The sequence below is a fragment of the Carboxylicivirga longa genome, assembly GCF_050589825.1.
Lineage (GTDB): Bacteria > Bacteroidota > Bacteroidia > Bacteroidales > Marinilabiliaceae > Carboxylicivirga > Carboxylicivirga longa.
Genome location: NZ_JBNGOZ010000018.1, coordinates 1 through 18519, shown reverse-complemented (window position 1 = coordinate 18519; position 18519 = coordinate 1). Strand labels below are relative to the sequence as shown.

Genomic DNA, 18519 nt, shown 5'->3' with positions numbered 1-18519 from the left:
TTTTCATATTTTAGTTAGTTAAATAATATTTTGGCAATCACCGGGTAGTGATCAGATAGAAAGACATCTTGTCTTTGTTCGGTTAAAACCCCGTATTTTAAAACGGATACCTGATCATTAACAAAGATGTAGTCGACTATTTTGCCATCCTCGAAACACTTACCGAAGCAATGCCCGGTATAATTTGAATTATAGGGTCGTTCAACCAATTGACGCCCTTCAGTCAGAACCACTCCTTCATCGGCATTTTGAGTTAAGATTTTGTAGGGTGCTGTATCTGGCCAAAAATTAAAATCGCCTGTCGCTATAACAGGAGATCCCAGAGCAATACTCTGCATCTTTTTCTTTAGAAGTTTGGCACTATGTTGTCGTGCTATATCACTAACATGAGAGAAGTGTGTGTTAAAAACATAAAATTCTGTTTGCGTAAGCTTATGTTTAAACTTGGCCCAGGTAACCTGTCGATGATATTTAGCATCCCAACCAATACTCTCTACATCGGGCGTTTCCGACAACCAAAACCTGCCATCTTTAAGCAGTTCAACTCGATTTATATTGTAATAAATCCCGTTGTATTCATACCCGGGCTGTGCGCTACTGGCCTTCCCAATCATTCGATAATTATCGGATGTTAACATTTTCAGCTGAGTTGTCTGGTCGTGTTTCTCCTCCTGAAAACCAATGACATCCAGCTCGAAAAAATTCATATAATCCACAACCCATTGTTTACGATATTCCCAGTTGTTGACACCATCATTGTCATTACTATAGCGGATATTTAGTGTCCCAACATTGAGGCTTTCGTCGTTCGAAATATACACTACAGAATCAGTCGTTTCCATTATTTGAGTTGATGTGTCTTTACTGCAGGCAACTACAATAAAAAAGCACAATGGTACTACTAAATATTTCATCATACGTATTTAAATTGAATGAGTATAACTATACATTTTACTATGTATAATTTCATATTACCACCTTACCGATGTAACTTTCTATCCCGCAGATAATCCAATAGCATCTGAGGTCGATCGGTTTGAATAATACCCGCGCCCAGGCTATCAATCAAATATCCATAACCACCATTAAGATCCTCCAATGACATATCGTCATCATGGCCTCCGGCCATGGTATCCCATAATGTATTATACCATATCAGTGATTGACCTTTTAAAAGCAAACCAGCCTCTTTAGCTAAAACATTGGAATCATTCTTATAGAGCAGTTCAAAAGCAACAGGATCAAGCGCCTCCTTGAAGAGAAGGATCTGTTCGCGTGCATTTGGCTTATCAAGATTAATAACAGGCATATAAATAACCTTATTTAAATAATCGCCATAAAAAGCCTTTACTTTCTCAACCTCTTTAGTTCCTTTCATTATAATCTGGTCTGTCACACCTGTTTTTTCCATCAGGTCAAATACCTGATCAAAATACCGATCCGCCTTATCCAGGTTGAGCATTATTTTTCCTTTGGCATGCATAAACGCTTCTTCCAACGTAGGCACAGGGTGTTTTGTACGGATACCACAACCGTTTTTCAGTTTTAATGATTGAATCTTCTCATAGGACGTTTCCGAAACAATACCTTTCCCTGTAGTAGTCCTTTCCAGCGTCTTATCATGCATCAGAATTAAAACACTATCTTTTGTGCGCTGAACATCAATTTCAACAATATCAACGCCCATTTTAATAGCATTATCAATTGCCGCCAGGGAGTTCTCCGGAAAATTTCGCCAATCGCCTCTATGCGCCACTACAATCACAGAACTGGACACCCGATTGGTTAACTTTTCCCGAATAGCTTCCACTGTGTTCTGTGCTTTCTGATTGGTTTCTCGCTTATTTCCTAGCTGACAACCAACCAGAAGAAACCCAATCAGTAATATATTTAAAAGTTTCATTTTCGTTAAATTAATGTATGTTACAGCAGGATACCTGCCCGTTCATAAATTCTACTTAAACTCTATTATGGATAAAACCGGCCAATGATCAGAAGGGTAATTATCACCCTCGTAATCCGTTATTACCTTATGTGCCGTACAGGTTTCAATATTTCTGACAAATATGTGATCCACTTCCCAACCATCAGTTCGGGAATCAACAACAAAACCAGAAGCCGTAAAATCAGGACCAACCGGTTTTTGGGAGCATATTGTTTTCGTGTTAACTAAATGCAAAGGTGTATTAGCATCCGTAATGATCGAGTAAGATTCATCTCGCTCCGGATCAGAATTAAAATCTCCGGTACAGATTACTAAAGCATTCTCTCCGGCAATCTCCTGAATTTTTGATAGCAAAAGTACAGCACCCTTTTTTCGGCTTTCTTCTGCTGTCGACCAATGAGTATTGAATACATAAAACGTTTGCCCGCTTTCATCATTTTCTTTGAACTTACCCCAAACGCACATTCGATTATACGGATCAGTGGTTCCTTTACTAAAACCAATATTTGGATACGACGATTCACTCGAATACCAAAACACCCCTTTATCAAGCAAAATAACTCTATTGGGATTGTAAAAAATAGGATTTAAACTTTGGTATCTATCCGGGTATTCGGTCTCGCTTAAACCATCGTTCATCCCAAATCCAAAATATTTATAATCAATTTCATTGGCAATGTACCTGGCTTGATTAAAAAAAGCTTCTTGCACACCAATAATATCAGGATTATGTCGATTTAAAAGATTTACCAAACTTGGTCGACGATACGACCATTGTTTATCACCAGTTGTCACTTTATCCCACAGAATATTGAACGTCATCACATTCAATGCACCACTCGTATTGAGAGCATCTGTATACGTTTTAGAACTTTTCGTGACTTGACTATTACTGCCGTCATCCAGATTGTTATCATCACACGAAACTGCTGTTACGGCAGCTGCCAACAAGCAAATAATTAAAACACTAGAATAATACCTCTTCATCAATCGCAATCTTCAAAATTTATATTCGTCGATAATTTGCACTCCTGTTTACATTATTAGCATAACAGGAGTGCATTCATTACATCAATATTAGCAGGATTAATAACCACTACTATCCTTCCATCCCGGATTTTGCGACAGCACTCCACCGGAAAGAACGCGTTCGTCTGTTGGTATGGGCCATAAATAATCCCGTTCTTCATTCCAATCCAAATCGAAGCTCTCAAAAGCAGTGACATAACCTGAACTCCCATCAGACAATTTAATATCAACACCAATTTGTTTGCTTGTTCCACCGGGAATGGTAATTTCATTTGTTACCCATAACGCAAGATCGTCTTTTCCGTCATTATCCATATCATAGGTTCCCTCACCCGGAAAATAACATCCATAATATGGACCTACGAAACGCTGACCTTCTTTCCAACGTAGAAGATCCCATTGACGAAATCCTTCCAGAGCCAACTCTATAGTCCTTTCTCTTCGGATCTCCAGAAGAACACCTGTATTTGAATTTTGAGTCACATTTGAATAATAGTCCACCAGAAAAGGATCAGGATTACCGTTAGCTGCAACTAAGTTTAAGCCAGGCATATTGGCCCTTTGTCTGATTTTATTAATGCTTATATCCAGATCGGCCTGAGATAATTCGTTTAATTCAGCTTTTGCTTCGGCATAATTTAAGTAAACCTCTGCTGTTCGAAAAAGTGGCCAATCAGAAATAGCTTTTGCGGCTCCATCAAACTCAGGCTCACCCATAAACTTCACACACTTATACCCAGTTAAAGCACTGATATCGTTGGTTACCTTCCCCGAAGTACCAGGCTGAATATATCCAGGACACAGCACCGTTTGTGCCATACGCGGATCACGATTTACCGTCTCGGCAGGGTACTGTATCGTTTCCCATCCGGCATTATCGCTAATACGGGTACCATTAGCCATCAGGTAATGATTCATAAAATCTTTAGTAAACCCCTGCCGCATATTACTAATATTAAAGGGTATACCATGTCGTAAATTTGATTCTATACTATAAATACGCGTTAAGATCACTTCAGTTTCTTTTGCATCATCACTGATAAAAAGATCACGATAGGATTTGTCCCCTTCATTGTAGAGACCATATCCACTATTTGCTATGAAATCTTTCCCTGCATCCACAACCTGCTTAAGGTATTTATCGGCATTTCCTAAATTGTGGTATTTACGATAAGTCCCTTCGTAAAGAGCTGCACGGGTTTTTAATGCTAAAGCGGTCCACTTGGTGACAGTTGATACACTTTTAGATGTACGTAACATACTAATTGCATTATCTAAATCGGCCATTACTGAATCCATAACAAGCTCACGGCTATCGCGCGGTTTATAGAGCAACTCCTCGTCGGCTGATCCAATCACCTGGTTATACCATGGCACGTCACCATAACGTTGCACCTTTTTAAAATAGAAATAAGCCCGCATGAAATACGCCACTCCATCATAATGATTCCGAGCCTCCAGATCGGTGCAATTATGGGAGTTTTGCAAATAGTAGTTAATCTTTCGCAGCATACTCCAATTCCACCCATTCTCACTTGATGGATCGCGCTGTCCTTCCATTATTGCACCCAATGCATTGTCGATATTATCATCGGCATTTTGCCCCGCCTGACCATCAGCCTCATCCATTTGAGCATAGAATGAGTTAGTCCAAAGCCGCAACTCATTTTCTGATGAAAAGTAGGTATCGGGGCTTAAAGTATCTTCGGGGTTCAAAGTTAAGAAATCGTCACAGGCCGATAACCCAAAGGCTAATATTGCAATAATTGATATATATAATAATTTCATAATGTATCAGTTCATGTGATTAGAAAGTAATATCAACTCCAACGGAAAAGGATTTTGAATAGGCATACCCCACTCCACTTCTCGAGTCATAAGTATCAGTAGAGTTGGCTAATTCAGGATCAACTGTTTTGGTATACTTTTTAAGCTTCGACCAGTAAAACAAGTTTTCTCCGGTAGCATAAACTCTAACCTTATCGAATATTTTCTTGTTTAACGGTAAGGTATATCCCAGAGTCAGATTTTTCAATCGCAAATAGGATGCATCTTGCAGATAACGATCGTTATACACACCTAAGGAACCTGAGCTATAGGATTGATACCCCCGTGCGCGAGGAAAATATGCATTCGGATTATCCTCACTCCACACATTATCCATGAAGTCTTTATGGATAAACGATAGTGAAGGGAAAGAATAAGGCCCCCAAAAATTATAAGCGTTTTGCGTTGGATACCAATCTTGCTTTCCTACCCCTTGAAATAATACAGATAAATCAAAACCATTCCAATTGCCGCCCATATTAACAGAATATGAATAACGTGGCAACATATTACCAATAATTCTCTTATCACCCGGATCGCTTACCGTTCCTGAGCCTTCATTAATTTCATAGTCTCCGTTAAGATCTATAAATTGTACATCTCCTGCCAGTAAAAAACGATCAATCTTCCCATTATACACACGATTATTCACAGCCCTGTCATCAATTTCAGCCTGATAAGCTGCAGCCTCTTCATCGGTAGCAAATAACCCAGCTACTGAGTATCCCCAAATTTCACCTAATGTTTTACCAACATAATAATCAGAGATTAACTTCTCTGGATTATTATATTTGGTAATCGTTGATTGGTAATCGCCAACTGTAACACCAATATTATAAGTTAAAGGTTTGTTGGCAACTGTCAATCTATCGTTCCATGTCAGGTAAATTTCCCAACCTTTGGTGCGCAAATCGGCACAATTAGCCCTAGGAGTACTGGCTCCATAGACACTAGGAGGAGTCAATGACTCAGTTAACATGTCTTTCGTATCTCTGATGTAATAATCACCGGTAAAAGACAAACGATTATTCAACAAAGACACATCCAATCCTATATCATAGGTAGTAACCGTCTCCCAGGTTAACGATGAAGAAATAGGCGCTGATACTGTCGCATAATTTTCTTTGCTATCACCATCAAAGGTATAGGACATTTCCCTATCAGTATAAATTTGATCGATATATGAATAATAGTCTACCTGCTGATTACCAAGACTTCCAACCGACGCTCTAACTTTTAAGTTACCTACAACCTCTTTCAACGAATTAAAAAAACCTTCTTCACTAACTCGCCAACCGGCCGATGCTGATGGAAAAAATCCCCATCGATCCTCGTTGGAAAATCTTGACGTACCATCCCAACGTCCACTCAACTCAACGAGATATCGACCTTCAAAATCATAGTTAATCCGGCTAAAATAACCAAGAGTGCGAAAGGCATTAATACTTTGCGACAAGGTCATTTCCCCGGTAGCTACAGCAAATGATTCCAAGTCATCACTTAATAAATCCGTTTGTTTGGCCCTCAGGAAAGTCTGCCGGTAATCCTCGTATTGAGAACCAAATACGGCCTTCAAGTTATGCTTGTCCCAGCTATGATCATACGTAGCATAAACATTAGCATTATGATTATTGATATAATAGTGGCTTTCCTGGTAAAAATTATACACTGAACCAGACACAAAACTCTCATATTCACCTAAACGACGTGAATACTCAAATGGCATATTCCGGTATTTATACAGTCTATTTCGGTACTTATAAGCATAAGATGCTGTCAAAACCAAATCCTTTGTAATATCAACATCAAACTGATTTGATATTATTAAGTACTTATTACCACGAGAGTTGCGTGCCTGATTAGCCGTTAAAAACCCGGCATGTCCAGCTGCCAGTGGAGAGTTCGCACTTAATTGATTCGTATACTGCACAATAGAACCATCGGGATTACGCGGTAAAAAGGAAGACATTGTATTTGACTGCAGTGCACGAAAGGTATATTGTTCGTCGTAAAACCCCGCGTACTTATACATAGAGGCATTATAGTTAATATTATTGGAATACTTCAGCCATGGCTTTAACTTGGCTTCAATCTTACTACGAAACGAAAGGTTATTGTAATTATCTTCGTAAATATTGAAAATACCATCCTGGTTTAGATAACGTCCACTTACAAAGTAATTGATTTTTTCATTACCACCTGATGCACTAACGTTATGCTCTTGTTGTGGCCGTGTATCCCGAAAGAAATATTTATGCCAGTCAAAATTACCGTAATAATTGTATTTTCCACCCTCTCCTACTGTAACCCATGGACGATCCGGATTTTCGGTTACATCATTACGCCGGTCGTATAGCATTTGCATTTCCTGGTCAGAATATAAAGCCATGTCTTGCCCCTTGTAAACACGATAAAATGAATTAACAATATTTACATGATCATAACCAGTATTGATGAAATCGGTAGAGGTGGTATTTTTCGACCAACCCATACGTCCATTATAACTTATTTTACTCACCCCACCGGTATCTTTACCCTTTTTGGTAGTAATCAAAATCACTCCTGAAGAAGCCTTTGCTCCATATATTGCTGCACTTGAAGCATCCTTAAGAACAGACACTGATTCAATATCATTTGGATTGATCTGATTTAAGTTAACTTCCATACCATCAGCAAGGATCAATGGTGAACCACCGTTAATTGAAGTTACACCTCTGATATTAATATTATAATCAGTATCTAAAACTCCCGAACCAAAAGTCAGGTTGAGAGATGGATCAGCGCCTTGCAAAGCACCAGCTGCCGATACCACAGGACGGTTATTAATATCCTCTGCCGTAATGGTAGCTACTGCACCAGTTAGGTTTACTTTTTTTTGAAAACCATACCCCACTGCTACAACTTCACCAAGTCCAAAGGCCTCGTCTTCCATTAAAATATTGATTAGTGTTTGCGCCCCAATTACTATCTCCTGTGTTTTCATACCAATAAAAGAGAACACCAGCACCTCGGCATTATCTGGAACTTCCAGTGTATAGTTACCATCAATATCCGTAATACTACCGGATGTTGTTCCTTTAATAACAATAGAAACCCCAGGCAACGGTTCACCTTGAATGTCAGTAACTTTTCCGGTTATGATTCTGCGTTGCACCTCCGTGTTATTACCAATTTCTGCCGAGCTACTATTGTTAATGGATTTCTTTAAAATGATGGCTTTGTGTTTGATTTCATATTCCAAACCAGTGTTTTTAATGCACTCGTTCAGTATATCCTGTAATTTGCCATCTATGACCTTAACATCAATACTCTTAATTTCTTTTACATCTTCGGGACTGTAAAAAAAGGTGAATTCTGTTTGTTTCTGAATCTCTTTAATTACTTCCTTTAGCTCCGCATTATTCAAATCAATACTAATTTTGGCACTCTGCGAATACGAATTCGCTGATGCGTGAACCAATCCGATGAGCATAAAAAATACTGCCAATTTCATAATCCTAAATTTCCTCGCCCTACTTTCAGCATATAGAAAGTACGCATTCAAGAATTTTTTCATACTTTTGAATGATTTATTAAACAATTATTTTACTGTATTTCATGCAGAAATTGTTTAGACAGGAGATGGCGCAAACATCTCCTGTTTTCGTTTCTACATAAAGATTATTTTCTTTCCTTCCACTTTATATTTTATTTTTCCAGTACTCTGCATTATATCCAGAATCGGATAGATATCATCATATTTATTCAAGCCACCTTCAAATCTCACCTTCTTAACATTCTCACTGTTAAATTCATAATCGAAATCATACCACCTTGAAAGTGTCTTTACTATTTCTTCAATAGGCTGGTTATCGAATGAATAAACACCCCTGATCCATCCAATAAACTGCTTGGCATCAACATCATTAACAACGACTTGATTACTACTTCTTTCCAAAACAGCCTGTTGATCAGGTTTTAGTATCCATTCCTTATCATTGACTGCCGTATTCAGTTTAATTTGCCCCTCAACCAAAGTAGTGTATATTTCTTCTTCATCGCCATAGGCCTTTATATTGAAGGATGTCCCAAGAACTTCGATCCGCAAGCCGTTGATATTGACATAAAATGGCCGGGTTTCATCTCTTTCAATTTCAAAATACGCCTCTCCTTCCAAGCTCACCTCGCGCTTATTCATGTCAAATGCAACCGGATAAGTAAACTTGCTTACGGAATTAAGAACCACCCGTGAACCATCGGATAAAACAAGACTATATTCCCTACCTCTTGGTATAATTAAAGTGTTTTTCAGATGTTTTTGTCCTAATGTTTTTTCTTTTATAGCAGTATAACTGAGTTCTCCATTTTTATTCTGAATAACTGAACCATCGTTTTCAACCAGCTCACTTAATTCCTTTTCTTCCAGATTGATTCTGTTGCCATTATCCAAAACTATTATTGCACTTTGTGTTCCGGGGGTAATTGATACCATTTGTTCCGAAACAGTTTGCTGTCTTCCAGACTGAAAATAAAAAATGAGTCCTCCAACCAACAGAGGGAGCGTAATTGCAGCTGCATATTTTAATATAGACAATATCCTAACCTTAGTTTTTTTCTTACTGAGATTATAATAAAATACATCCCATGCTTTATCTGCATCAAAACTTTTATATGTTTTATTTCGCGCCTGAAAATTATCCCAGTCAACAATCTTATCGTACAGTCTCTCATGCCGAAGCGACTCATTTTTCCATGAATCAAGCTTTTCTTTTTCAACAGAGTCATTTTGGTTGCAAATATTTTTTGCAATCAATTCTGCGACCTTAACTATATGCTGAATTTTATTCATCTTATCACCTTCTACTTAATATTGTAATGAGATTTAAAACAGGGTGAATGAAACACAATATTTTTTTGCAATTTCCGATATTTCACGAAAAATGGCAAAACTCAGCAAGAAGGAAAAGAATGATAATCAATAATGAAAGGAAAAAAAATTAAAATCTACATATTCAGCACCTGGTTAAGCAGAAACAATACAAAAACATGATCTTTTAGGTTTTTCCTTAATAACTTATAGGCATTTCCCTTTAATGTCTTAACTGTATTAATAGAAATATCTAATTCTTCGGCTATTTCAGGATTTTTATACCCCTTCATACTTAATTCAATAATACGTCGGCTTCGGGGTGATAAGCCTTCAATAGCCTTATGAATAATTCTATATGTTTCTTCCTCTAAAACAAGCTCATATAACAGATCATCTTTATCAAAACCACCTTCTAATATTTCGTTTCGTAAACCTTTTAATTTTAAATGGTTTAGACATTTGTATTTAGCTGTTTTATATAAGAAACCTTTCAATATATCTATATCATCAAATAGTTTTTGCCCTTCCCAAAAAACAATGAATGAATCCTGCACAATATCTTCCACAATATTAGATTCCGGAATATATTTTTTTGCAAAAACACAAAGCGAAGGATAAAACCCTACAAAAAATTCTTTTAATGCTTTTGCATTTCTATTGTTTAGCTTATCTACAAGATCCTTTGAGAAATTCATAAAACACATTAGTTAACTGCGAACTTACAAAAATAAACATTTTTTACAAGTCAAATTTTACAATCCATAGACAACGCCCTTCCATATGAACTAACAAAAGCATTATAGATAGGAACCATTAAATTGACTAATAACCAATATTTCATAAATTACAAACACATAAAAAAGTTTGCATTTTTAAAAAAAGGATGACTCAAAAGCCATCCCTAAAATTTATTTTATCAAGCCACTACGTTTTAACAACGGTTCAATCGAAGGTTCCTGTCCTTTAAAGTTCTTATACAAGGTCATGGGATGCTGCGTACCTCCTTTTTCAAGTATCTCTTTTCGGAAGCGAGTAGCCGTTGCTTTATCGTAAATGCCATTCTCCAAGAACGAGTCAAAAGCATCGGCATCCAGCACCTCGGCCCATTTGTAGCCATAATACCCGGCTGCATATCCTCCATCGAAAATATGTGAGAAGCCTGTGGAAAAGGCTGTTCCTTCCACTCCAGGAAACAACTCGGTGGCTTTCATGGCCTCCTTTTCAAACTCAACTACATCGCCGCTAAATGCATCCTTAAGCGAATGCCAAGCCATATCATTCAATCCAAAACTCAACTGGCGAACCGTGGCATAACCACTCTGGTATTTATCACTGTCAATAATCTTTTGAATCAGATCATCGGGGATCACTTCACCGGTTTTGTAATGCATCCCCACTTCCCTGAGCCATTCTTTTTACGTGGCCCAATTCTCCATGATCTGCGATGGCAGCTCCACGAAATCGCGATATACATTCGTGCCGGCCAGACTTTGATATTTTACTTTGCTCAACATACCATGCAAGGCATGCCCAAATTCATGCAGAAATGTCTGCACCTCGTTAAAGGTCAGCAACGATGGTTTATCTCCCGTAGGACGCGTAAAATTGCACACGATGGAAATATGCGGACGCACCTCTCCATACTGATCCCTGAACGAAGTCATCCAGGCCCCACCCTGCTTACTCTTGCGCGGAAAATAATCAACGTAAAACACACTCAGGAAACTGCCGTCTTCGTCAAAAACTTCGAACACCTTAACCTCATCGTGGTATTTGGCTATCTCGTTATTATCTTTGAAGCTTAAGCCATACAGCTTTTCAGCCAACCCAAATACACCTTCTTCCACTTTTTCGAGTCTGAAATAAGGTCGAGTCGCCTCATCGTCCAATCCATATTTTTCAGACTTCAGCTTCTCAGCATAATAAGGGTAATCCCAGCGTTGCAAAGGTCCTTCAAGACCAATACGGTGAGCGTAATCCTCAACGGCCTTAACATCCTCCTTACCTACATTATATGAGGCATCCAACAACTCGTGCAAGAATGCATTAACTTTATCGGGGGCCAAAGCCATTCGCTCCTCAAGCACATAATGAGCATGCGTTTCAAATCCTAAAAGCTTTGCTTTTTCAACCCTCAACGACACGAGTTTTGTAATGATCTCCTTGTTATCGTGCTTGTTGTTATTATGACCACGGGTTGAATAGGCCATGTACATTTGCTGCCGAAGCTCACGCCTGGACGAATACTTCATGAAGGGCATATAACTTGGAAAATGCAAAGTAAATATCCATCCCTCCTTTGCCTGTGCTTTTGCTACTTCGGCAGCGGCACTGATCACGCCTTCAGGAAGGCCTTCCAATTCCTTTTTATCCGTGATATGCAATTGATATCCGTTGGTTTCGGCCAGCAGATTCTCTCCAAACTGCAACCCTAATTTCGAAAGCTCCTTGGTAATTTCCCGGTAACGAGCTCTTTTCTCCCCGCTTAACAATGCACCGCGTCGTACAAATGCCGTATACGTATCTTCCAGCAATTTGGCCTCTTCAGCCGTATAACTTGCTTCTTCACGGCTGTCATAAACCTTTTTTACCTTCTCAAACAATTGCTCGTTCAACCATATATCATTGGAATATTCTGTAAGTAAAGGCGAAACCTCCCGTGCAATAGTCTGAATGGTTTCGTTAGTTTCGGCATGATTCAGGTTAAAGAAAATATTACTCACTACCCCTAACTGACGTCCGGCCACTTCCATGGCTTCCAAGGTGTTCTGAAAAGTCGGCTCCCCCGATACCTCAGGGCTCATTGCGCTTCCATCCCTCGCTAGCCGCAGGCGCTTGTCCCCTAATTCTAGCTACAAATCGAACAACTCCCTTTAATTAAGTATTGACATCTCTTAATTGCAACCATAATTTTGTACACTTCACCCTGACAATACTTTGTTACTTACCAAAACAACCTGTTATGAAATCAGCTAAAAGGTTAACTATTGTCATTACTATTTCACTCTTTACTTCACTCGTATTAGCACAAGAGGGAAAAACCTCCAAAGATTTAACAGAAGAAGCTGTTACTACACAACACGAACTATTAATAAACAATACAGCTCTCCGCTATACCGCCACGGCTGGCACAATACTGCTCAGAGATAAAAAACAAAACCCAACAGCATCCATCTTTTACGTGGCCTATACCTTAGGTAACTCAGATTCTATTCGTCCGATTACTTTCTCATTTAATGGTGGACCAGGTTCCTCCTCTGTCTGGTTACACCTTGGCATACTGGGGCCTCAGAGAGTCAAAATGGGTGAAAAAGGAGAATTATTACCACCTCCTTATCAATTGGTTGATAATATCTACTCCGTATTACCAAATACAGATTTAGTCTTCATCGACCCTGTTGGGACAGGATTTAGTGTTTCTGCAGACACAATACCTGAAGAAACATTCTATGGCATTGACGATGACATTCAATCCATTGCTGAATTCATTAGATATATCTATCTAAAAATAATCGCTTTAATTCTCCAAAACTAATCATTGGAGAAAGCTATGGCGGCTTTAGAGCTTGTGGAGTAACATCCTTTTTGCAGAACGAATACGGCTTGTATATCAATGGTATCATGCTTATTTCTCCATTTACAAATGATATACTCACCTGGGACTCCCCGGGTAATGAGCTACCATATATGACCACCTTACCATTTTACACGGCAACGGCCTGGTTCCATAATAAATTAAATGATGATTTAATGCCAGACCTGTTTTCAACCATCAAAAAATCAGAGACATTTGCCCAGAATGAACTTGCTCTGGCAATAATAAAAGGAAATAACCTATCAGAATCAGAGTTGAACAGTCTAGCATTAAACCTCTCTGAATTCACAGGTTTAGATGTGGAATATCTAAAAAGCAAGAAGTTGCGCATTAGCACTAAAATGTTCTATGGCAAACTACTTGAAAAGGAAGGTCTGATGATAGGTCGGTACGACTCCCGTTTAACAAGACGGATTAATCCAACTGACAGTTGGTCTAATTATGCCATATATGACCCAAGTACCACATTTATGGACGGTTCATATTCATCCACATTTTTCCAATACCTAAAAACAGATCTTAACTACCCGGATGATCGTCAGTACATTACCTTTAACAGCTCTATAGTTAATCGTTGGAAACTAGGCAAATTTAAAGGTCGGCCAATCTACTTGGGTGAAGACATTAGTAGAGCGTTGATTAAGAATCCTTTTCTTAAGATATTTGTAGCAGCAGGTTACTATGATGGTGCCACCCCCTTCTCTGTAACCACCTATTGTTTTGACCATATCCATTTTGAAGAGAATACTAAAAACAACGTCACCATTAAATACTACGAAGCCGGTCACATGATGTACATCGACCAGCTTCAACTCCAAAAGCTCAGTGAAGATTTAAACCAGTTTATTAAGTCATCTTATTAATTTGTGTCATGAAAAACGCCCTGCTAATTTCCATTTTTTTAATCACATTAACTTCAACTGCCGCCCAAACAAAGCAAACTGCCGAAGTTAATGGAGTTAGTATCTATTATGAGACTTTTGGCGATGGATACCCATTAGTGTTACTGCATGGTTTCACACAAAATCATACTATCTGGTATAATCTGCTAGATTCCTTATCATTAAAATACAAATTAATCATCCCTGACATGAGAGGACATGGTAAATCAACCAATCCTACTAATGAATTCAAACACAATGAGTCAGCACTTGATATCTTTGCCCTACTCGATAAGTTGAATATTAACAAATTCAATGCAATAGGTTACAGTTCTGGTGGCCTGACTCTTTTACACATGGCAACGCAACAACCGGATAGAATCTCAAATATGGTCCTAATTGGAACATCGTCCTACTATTCAGAGCAGGCAAGAAAAGTATTAAGCTCATTTACATTTGATAATTTAAATGATAGCCACTTATCATATCTCCGCTCCATACACCTTGGAGGGGATGAACAAATCAGAAAAATATACCAGCAACTAAATAACTTTTCCAACACCTATAACGATATAAATTTCACACCCCCTTATTTATCTACCATAACAGCCAAAACACTAATAATTCTGGGCGACAGCGACCCCCTATTCTCTGTTGCTGAAGCTGTTGATATGCACCATGCCATTGATAATTCAAGCCTATGGATTGTACCTGCCCATGGGCATAACTTAATAACAACTGATAAATTATGGCAACAACAAAGCTTACATGTTATCCTTCGCTTTTTTTCATCCTCTATAAATCACTAAGCACACTCCTACATCCAAACATCATAAATCTCACATAACCAAATCAATGCTTGATTGCTGAGTACAATGCCCTGAGCTTCCCGAAGGACTCATTGCGCTTCCATCCTCCACTAGCCGCAGGCGCTTGACCCTTGATACTTTTTCATTGCATCTCCTAGCTAACCCCTAACCTAGACGAGCCGTAAAAGCACTGATTATCGAAATTTTAGTATCAAAACTATTGGCAGTTTGCTTATATTTTCTGCCAAAAAATACACGAATTTCAATTGATAGACACTAATAGCTAGAACCTAACACCTAAGAGCTACCCCTTATTTCCTGTTCAGTTTTTTTAAGCGGGTTAAATAGGCCTGTTCGTAGTTACGCTTCAACTTTTCAGAAAGATAAGAATGACTAATTAACCTTAAAACATCATCCTTACCGGAACTGAGCAGAGCAAAAATATTATCAATCAGTTTGATACTGATGCCTGCCAACTCACCAAGTTGATAAAACTGTTCATGTACTTTTCCCTTTGCCAGAGCTGGAGGTAACAAACCATCATCCAGTGCAAAATCCTTATCTTCAATATGAATGCGGCTATTCAACAAGTCGTAAGCCGGACTCAATTTATAATCTCCAAAGTCAGTTTGTATGAGTGAAAAGTTTTTAAAATGTGCATCGCCGTTAGAAAATAAATAATTAAACAGGATAAGCTTCAAAAGCTTGGGAGCTTCAATATTATAGGCAGGAACAAACTTTTTCATTATCACAAATAAATCATAATAGTTACCCAGGTATTTATAGTTTGCACCGTGTGTTTGAGGCGTTCTTAGCGCTAAAGCAGCAAAATCTTCCTGTGCCACCTTCGTGTTGTCATCTTGAACATCAAATCGCTTAGTAATATAGGCCGGTTCGCCATTACGAAAAAAAATAAGTGCATTTTCGGCCGTTTCGATATTAAAAACCTGCCGTGCTATTTGCATCGTTAAATGCTCGTTGGCTGGCATCATTTCAGGATGCTTACCTGCACTTGGTTGAGGTTTAAGAATGTATTGCCCGTGTTCGCCTTCGGTAATTAAACGCAATTTATTTTTGTCAAGCAAAACAGAGAATTTTTCTTGTACACCGGAAATAGACATCCTTTTTCGGTTATCCTTAAACAGTTCATCAGTTAACGCGTTCGTTGCCGGCGACTCGTAAGGAAGAATATGACTTACCTTCTTCCCCTTGAATACACGCTTTAGAGCTGTTGCTGAATAGGTTCTATTTCCTTCTTTTAATGTTCCGGGGCAATAGTGTATATCAGGTAAACTCATACATTATCCGTTTTTATAATTCTAACTGCGCCAATAGTGTCATAACTTGCTGTAGTTAGCAATAAACCAAAATGATCGTCTTTATCAATACGCATAGCATGACAAACAACCTGTTTATTCGTCCCTTCCGGCAACATATTGTAAAAAAACGGGAACAAATATTCAGACTGGTATTCCTGCTGATTTTTAGGTAATGTAAGACTAATAGGTGGTTTATCTGTGGCATTAAACCATGCATCACTGTAGCGAAACACAAATGCTCCACTATCTAATTGAGTAAGCAGACCTGCCTCCTCGTTTTTGTAGATAACTTTAGCTTGTCTCATTCATCTGGATTTAACGTTTTTACTTTCAATGTAAGTTCTAAACCCAATGCATCAGCCACTTTACTCATCGTCTGCAAGGTGGGGTTGCCTTTCCCACTTTCAAACTGCTTGATGGTTCGTAAGCTTACACCCGATAGATCAGCCAACATTTCCTGATTCACCTGCAGCATTTCTCTACGGACTTTAATGGTTTTTATTAATTCTGAAAAGTGCAACATACCGCTCTATTTGTATCAAAAATAAAGAATACTTCAAACAAATACCACAAAAAGAGCAACAAACTGCACTTTACACCCTATTTTACTTTACCGGATGTGCTTTCTAATATAAAAGTGCATTTCATTGCACTTATCAAACCTAAAATACCTATCTCCTACACCCTAATAGCTAAACCCTAACTCCTAAGAGCTAAGTACTACCCCACCCTCAAATCCTTAAACAAAAATCTCACAGCCTGGCAAATAGTAAAGGTCAAGCCCTGCGGGTTCGGGGCTCTTAATCTTTCTAATTTTCGTTGTCATTCTAACCGCTCACAACTCATCACTCACCTCTTACTCTTAACACCCATATTTGCTCAATTCGCGTTTTCAATTCCTTTAATTCGAAACTAAGATCTGCCTTTAGCCCCTCAACCTTGACTTCTTTTGCCAGGCTGTAAAAAAGGGTGGTTTAAGGGTTTAAGGCTCATTCTATTTGATGATTCCATGTTAATGAAGAAAATCCTGTCTTTGAATGATGAACAAGAGAAACAGTAATTCCACTACTTGTAATCCTTTAAATTTTTCCTGGAACTTTGCTTAGTGGGTCATCGAATGGTGTAATCAGCGGACTTTTTGCCAACCTTTTTTGACTGTAGAAAAAAGTTGGAGCCCTTGCGGCTTGAGCAAACCCATCTGATAAGACAGCATCATTTAAATCCATTCTCCCACGGCCGGTCATCGAGCGCAGCCGAGATGAAAATGCCGAAGGCACAGCTGTAAACCTATTCTCCCCTTGGGGAGATGCCGAAGGCAGAGGGGGAACCATCATGCCACTCATTACTCACCTTGCATCATCTCCCTACAGCCTCCTGCCTAACACCTAAGAACCAACCCATGACACCAAAAACTACCAATACCCAACCCTGGTCAAATACTTAGACAGTGCTATTTGTTTTTGCGAGGATGCTGACGAGTATCAAATAAGCGATTAATATAAACTACCGATTTGCTGATACTGAGTCTATATGTGATCTTAATATTCCTCTTAATCAATTTCTTATAAGATCTCTTAAGGTGTTTAAACTCATCATCAGTGACACCAATTTCAGCAAATCGAGCATCAGATAAAACATCAACTTTACTCAATAACTCTTCGATTATTTCATAAGCTTTACCTTCTCCAATTTACTCAGTATAAAAATCATAAACCTTGCGCAAATCTTTGACCGCTCGGTTTGTCCAGACTATTTGGTAGGTCTCCAATTTTGCACCTCCTGCTTTAACGATTGATGAGATATTACATTTCCTTTCTTGATATCATCTTCTGATTCGTCAAGCATCGCTTCTTTAAATAAAGCCAGCATTTTTTCATAGATATCATTCAATACAGGCTCATTCACCTGATGTAAATGGCTGTGTATAAAATCTCTCTTCTCGGCAATATTCATAACGTCTAATTTTAATCAGTGTAACAAAGTTAATGAATACTATAAGCTTTTGAACACTAACATTACAAATATGCTTATGCTTTTTTGTAAGCCTAATATAAATACAACTCCCTCATCCACCGTTATCCACTCCGGCCCCTGAGCTTGCCCCCTCGTTCGGTGTAGCGTCCCGCTACATCAACCTCTTTCACTCTTTGCGCTTCCTAACTAATACCTAAGAACTAACACCTAATCCTGAACTTGCAATAGTTTTTCGGACATTCAGTTAAGTTATGCGGCCATTTTATCGGTATTATTCAGTTTATCACCAAC

Annotated in this window: 14 protein-coding genes and 1 pseudogene; 3 read left to right on the top strand and 12 right to left on the bottom strand. The window is 38.5% G+C overall.

The genetic code is table 11. The annotated features are described in order from the left end of the window. Positions 1-14: 14 nt before the first annotated feature. The 8 genes and pseudogenes from ACRD7A_RS14580 to ACRD7A_RS14545 all read right to left on the bottom strand — a co-directional run bounded on the left by ACRD7A_RS14580 (position 15) and on the right by ACRD7A_RS14545 (position 11902). A complete protein-coding gene (locus tag ACRD7A_RS14580; RefSeq protein ID WP_430811914.1) occupies positions 15-917 on the bottom strand; it encodes an endonuclease/exonuclease/phosphatase family protein in 903 nt (300 codons plus the stop codon). Positions 918-979: 62 nt separating this feature from the next. Further along, the gene (locus ACRD7A_RS14575; RefSeq protein WP_430811913.1) at positions 980-1903 is read right to left on the bottom strand and encodes a glycerophosphodiester phosphodiesterase family protein; all 924 of its coding nucleotides are present in this window, start codon (positions 1901-1903) and stop codon (positions 980-982) included. Between the two features lie 51 nt (positions 1904-1954). Then, positions 1955-2932, bottom strand: a complete 978-nt coding sequence (locus ACRD7A_RS14570) for an endonuclease/exonuclease/phosphatase family protein (protein ID WP_430811912.1) — start codon at positions 2930-2932, stop codon at positions 1955-1957. Positions 2933-3031: 99 nt separating this feature from the next. Next, positions 3032-4762 carry a RagB/SusD family nutrient uptake outer membrane protein gene (locus ACRD7A_RS14565; RefSeq protein ID WP_430811911.1) on the bottom strand — a complete coding sequence of 577 codons (1731 nt, stop codon included), beginning with the start codon at positions 4760-4762 and terminating at the stop codon, positions 3032-3034. A gap of 19 nt (positions 4763-4781) precedes the next feature. Next, positions 4782-8294 (bottom strand): TonB-dependent receptor, encoded by a 3513-nt coding sequence (locus tag ACRD7A_RS14560; RefSeq protein ID WP_430811910.1) that lies wholly within the window; start codon positions 8292-8294, stop codon positions 4782-4784. Positions 8295-8450: 156 nt separating this feature from the next. Then, positions 8451-9629, bottom strand: coding sequence for a FecR family protein (locus ACRD7A_RS14555; protein WP_430811909.1), 1179 nt, complete (start codon positions 9627-9629; stop codon positions 8451-8453). A 155-nt stretch (positions 9630-9784) separates the two neighbouring features. Continuing rightward, complete coding sequence (locus ACRD7A_RS14550; RefSeq protein ID WP_430811908.1) at positions 9785-10345, bottom strand: RNA polymerase sigma factor; 561 nt, start codon at positions 10343-10345, stop codon at positions 9785-9787. Positions 10346-10558: 213 nt separating this feature from the next. Continuing rightward, positions 10559-11902 (bottom strand): annotated as a pseudogene (locus tag ACRD7A_RS14545) (M3 family metallopeptidase). Between the two features lie 710 nt (positions 11903-12612). Here ACRD7A_RS14545 and ACRD7A_RS14540 point away from each other — a divergent pair. The 3 genes from ACRD7A_RS14540 to ACRD7A_RS14530 are packed head-to-tail and all read left to right on the top strand — an operon-like array spanning position 12613 to position 14935. After that, positions 12613-13185 carry a S10 family serine carboxypeptidase-like protein gene (locus ACRD7A_RS14540; RefSeq protein ID WP_430811907.1) on the top strand — a complete coding sequence of 191 codons (573 nt, stop codon included), beginning with the start codon at positions 12613-12615 and terminating at the stop codon, positions 13183-13185. Between the two features lie 50 nt (positions 13186-13235). Next, the gene (locus ACRD7A_RS14535; protein ID WP_430811906.1) at positions 13236-14108 is read left to right on the top strand and encodes a hypothetical protein; all 873 of its coding nucleotides are present in this window, start codon (positions 13236-13238) and stop codon (positions 14106-14108) included. A gap of 8 nt (positions 14109-14116) precedes the next feature. Further along, on the top strand, positions 14117-14935 hold the full coding sequence (locus ACRD7A_RS14530; RefSeq protein ID WP_430811905.1) for an alpha/beta fold hydrolase: 819 nt from the start codon (positions 14117-14119) through the stop codon (positions 14933-14935). Positions 14936-15246: 311 nt separating this feature from the next. Here the strand turns inward: ACRD7A_RS14530 and ACRD7A_RS14525 are convergent, their stop codons facing one another. From ACRD7A_RS14525 to ACRD7A_RS14510, 4 genes are all read right to left on the bottom strand, one after another. Continuing rightward, the gene (locus tag ACRD7A_RS14525; protein ID WP_430811904.1) at positions 15247-16233 is read right to left on the bottom strand and encodes a type II toxin-antitoxin system HipA family toxin; all 987 of its coding nucleotides are present in this window, start codon (positions 16231-16233) and stop codon (positions 15247-15249) included. Beyond that, complete coding sequence (locus tag ACRD7A_RS14520) at positions 16230-16559, bottom strand: HipA N-terminal domain-containing protein (RefSeq protein WP_430811903.1); 330 nt, start codon at positions 16557-16559, stop codon at positions 16230-16232. The genes ACRD7A_RS14525 and ACRD7A_RS14520 overlap by 4 nt, the downstream gene beginning before the upstream one ends. After that, a complete protein-coding gene (locus ACRD7A_RS14515) occupies positions 16556-16777 on the bottom strand; it encodes a helix-turn-helix domain-containing protein (RefSeq protein ID WP_430811902.1) in 222 nt (73 codons plus the stop codon). The genes ACRD7A_RS14520 and ACRD7A_RS14515 overlap by 4 nt, the downstream gene beginning before the upstream one ends. Before the next feature lie 1226 nt (positions 16778-18003). Beyond that, positions 18004-18207, bottom strand: a complete 204-nt coding sequence (locus ACRD7A_RS14510) for a hypothetical protein (RefSeq protein ID WP_430811901.1) — start codon at positions 18205-18207, stop codon at positions 18004-18006. Positions 18208-18519: the final 312 nt, after the last annotated feature.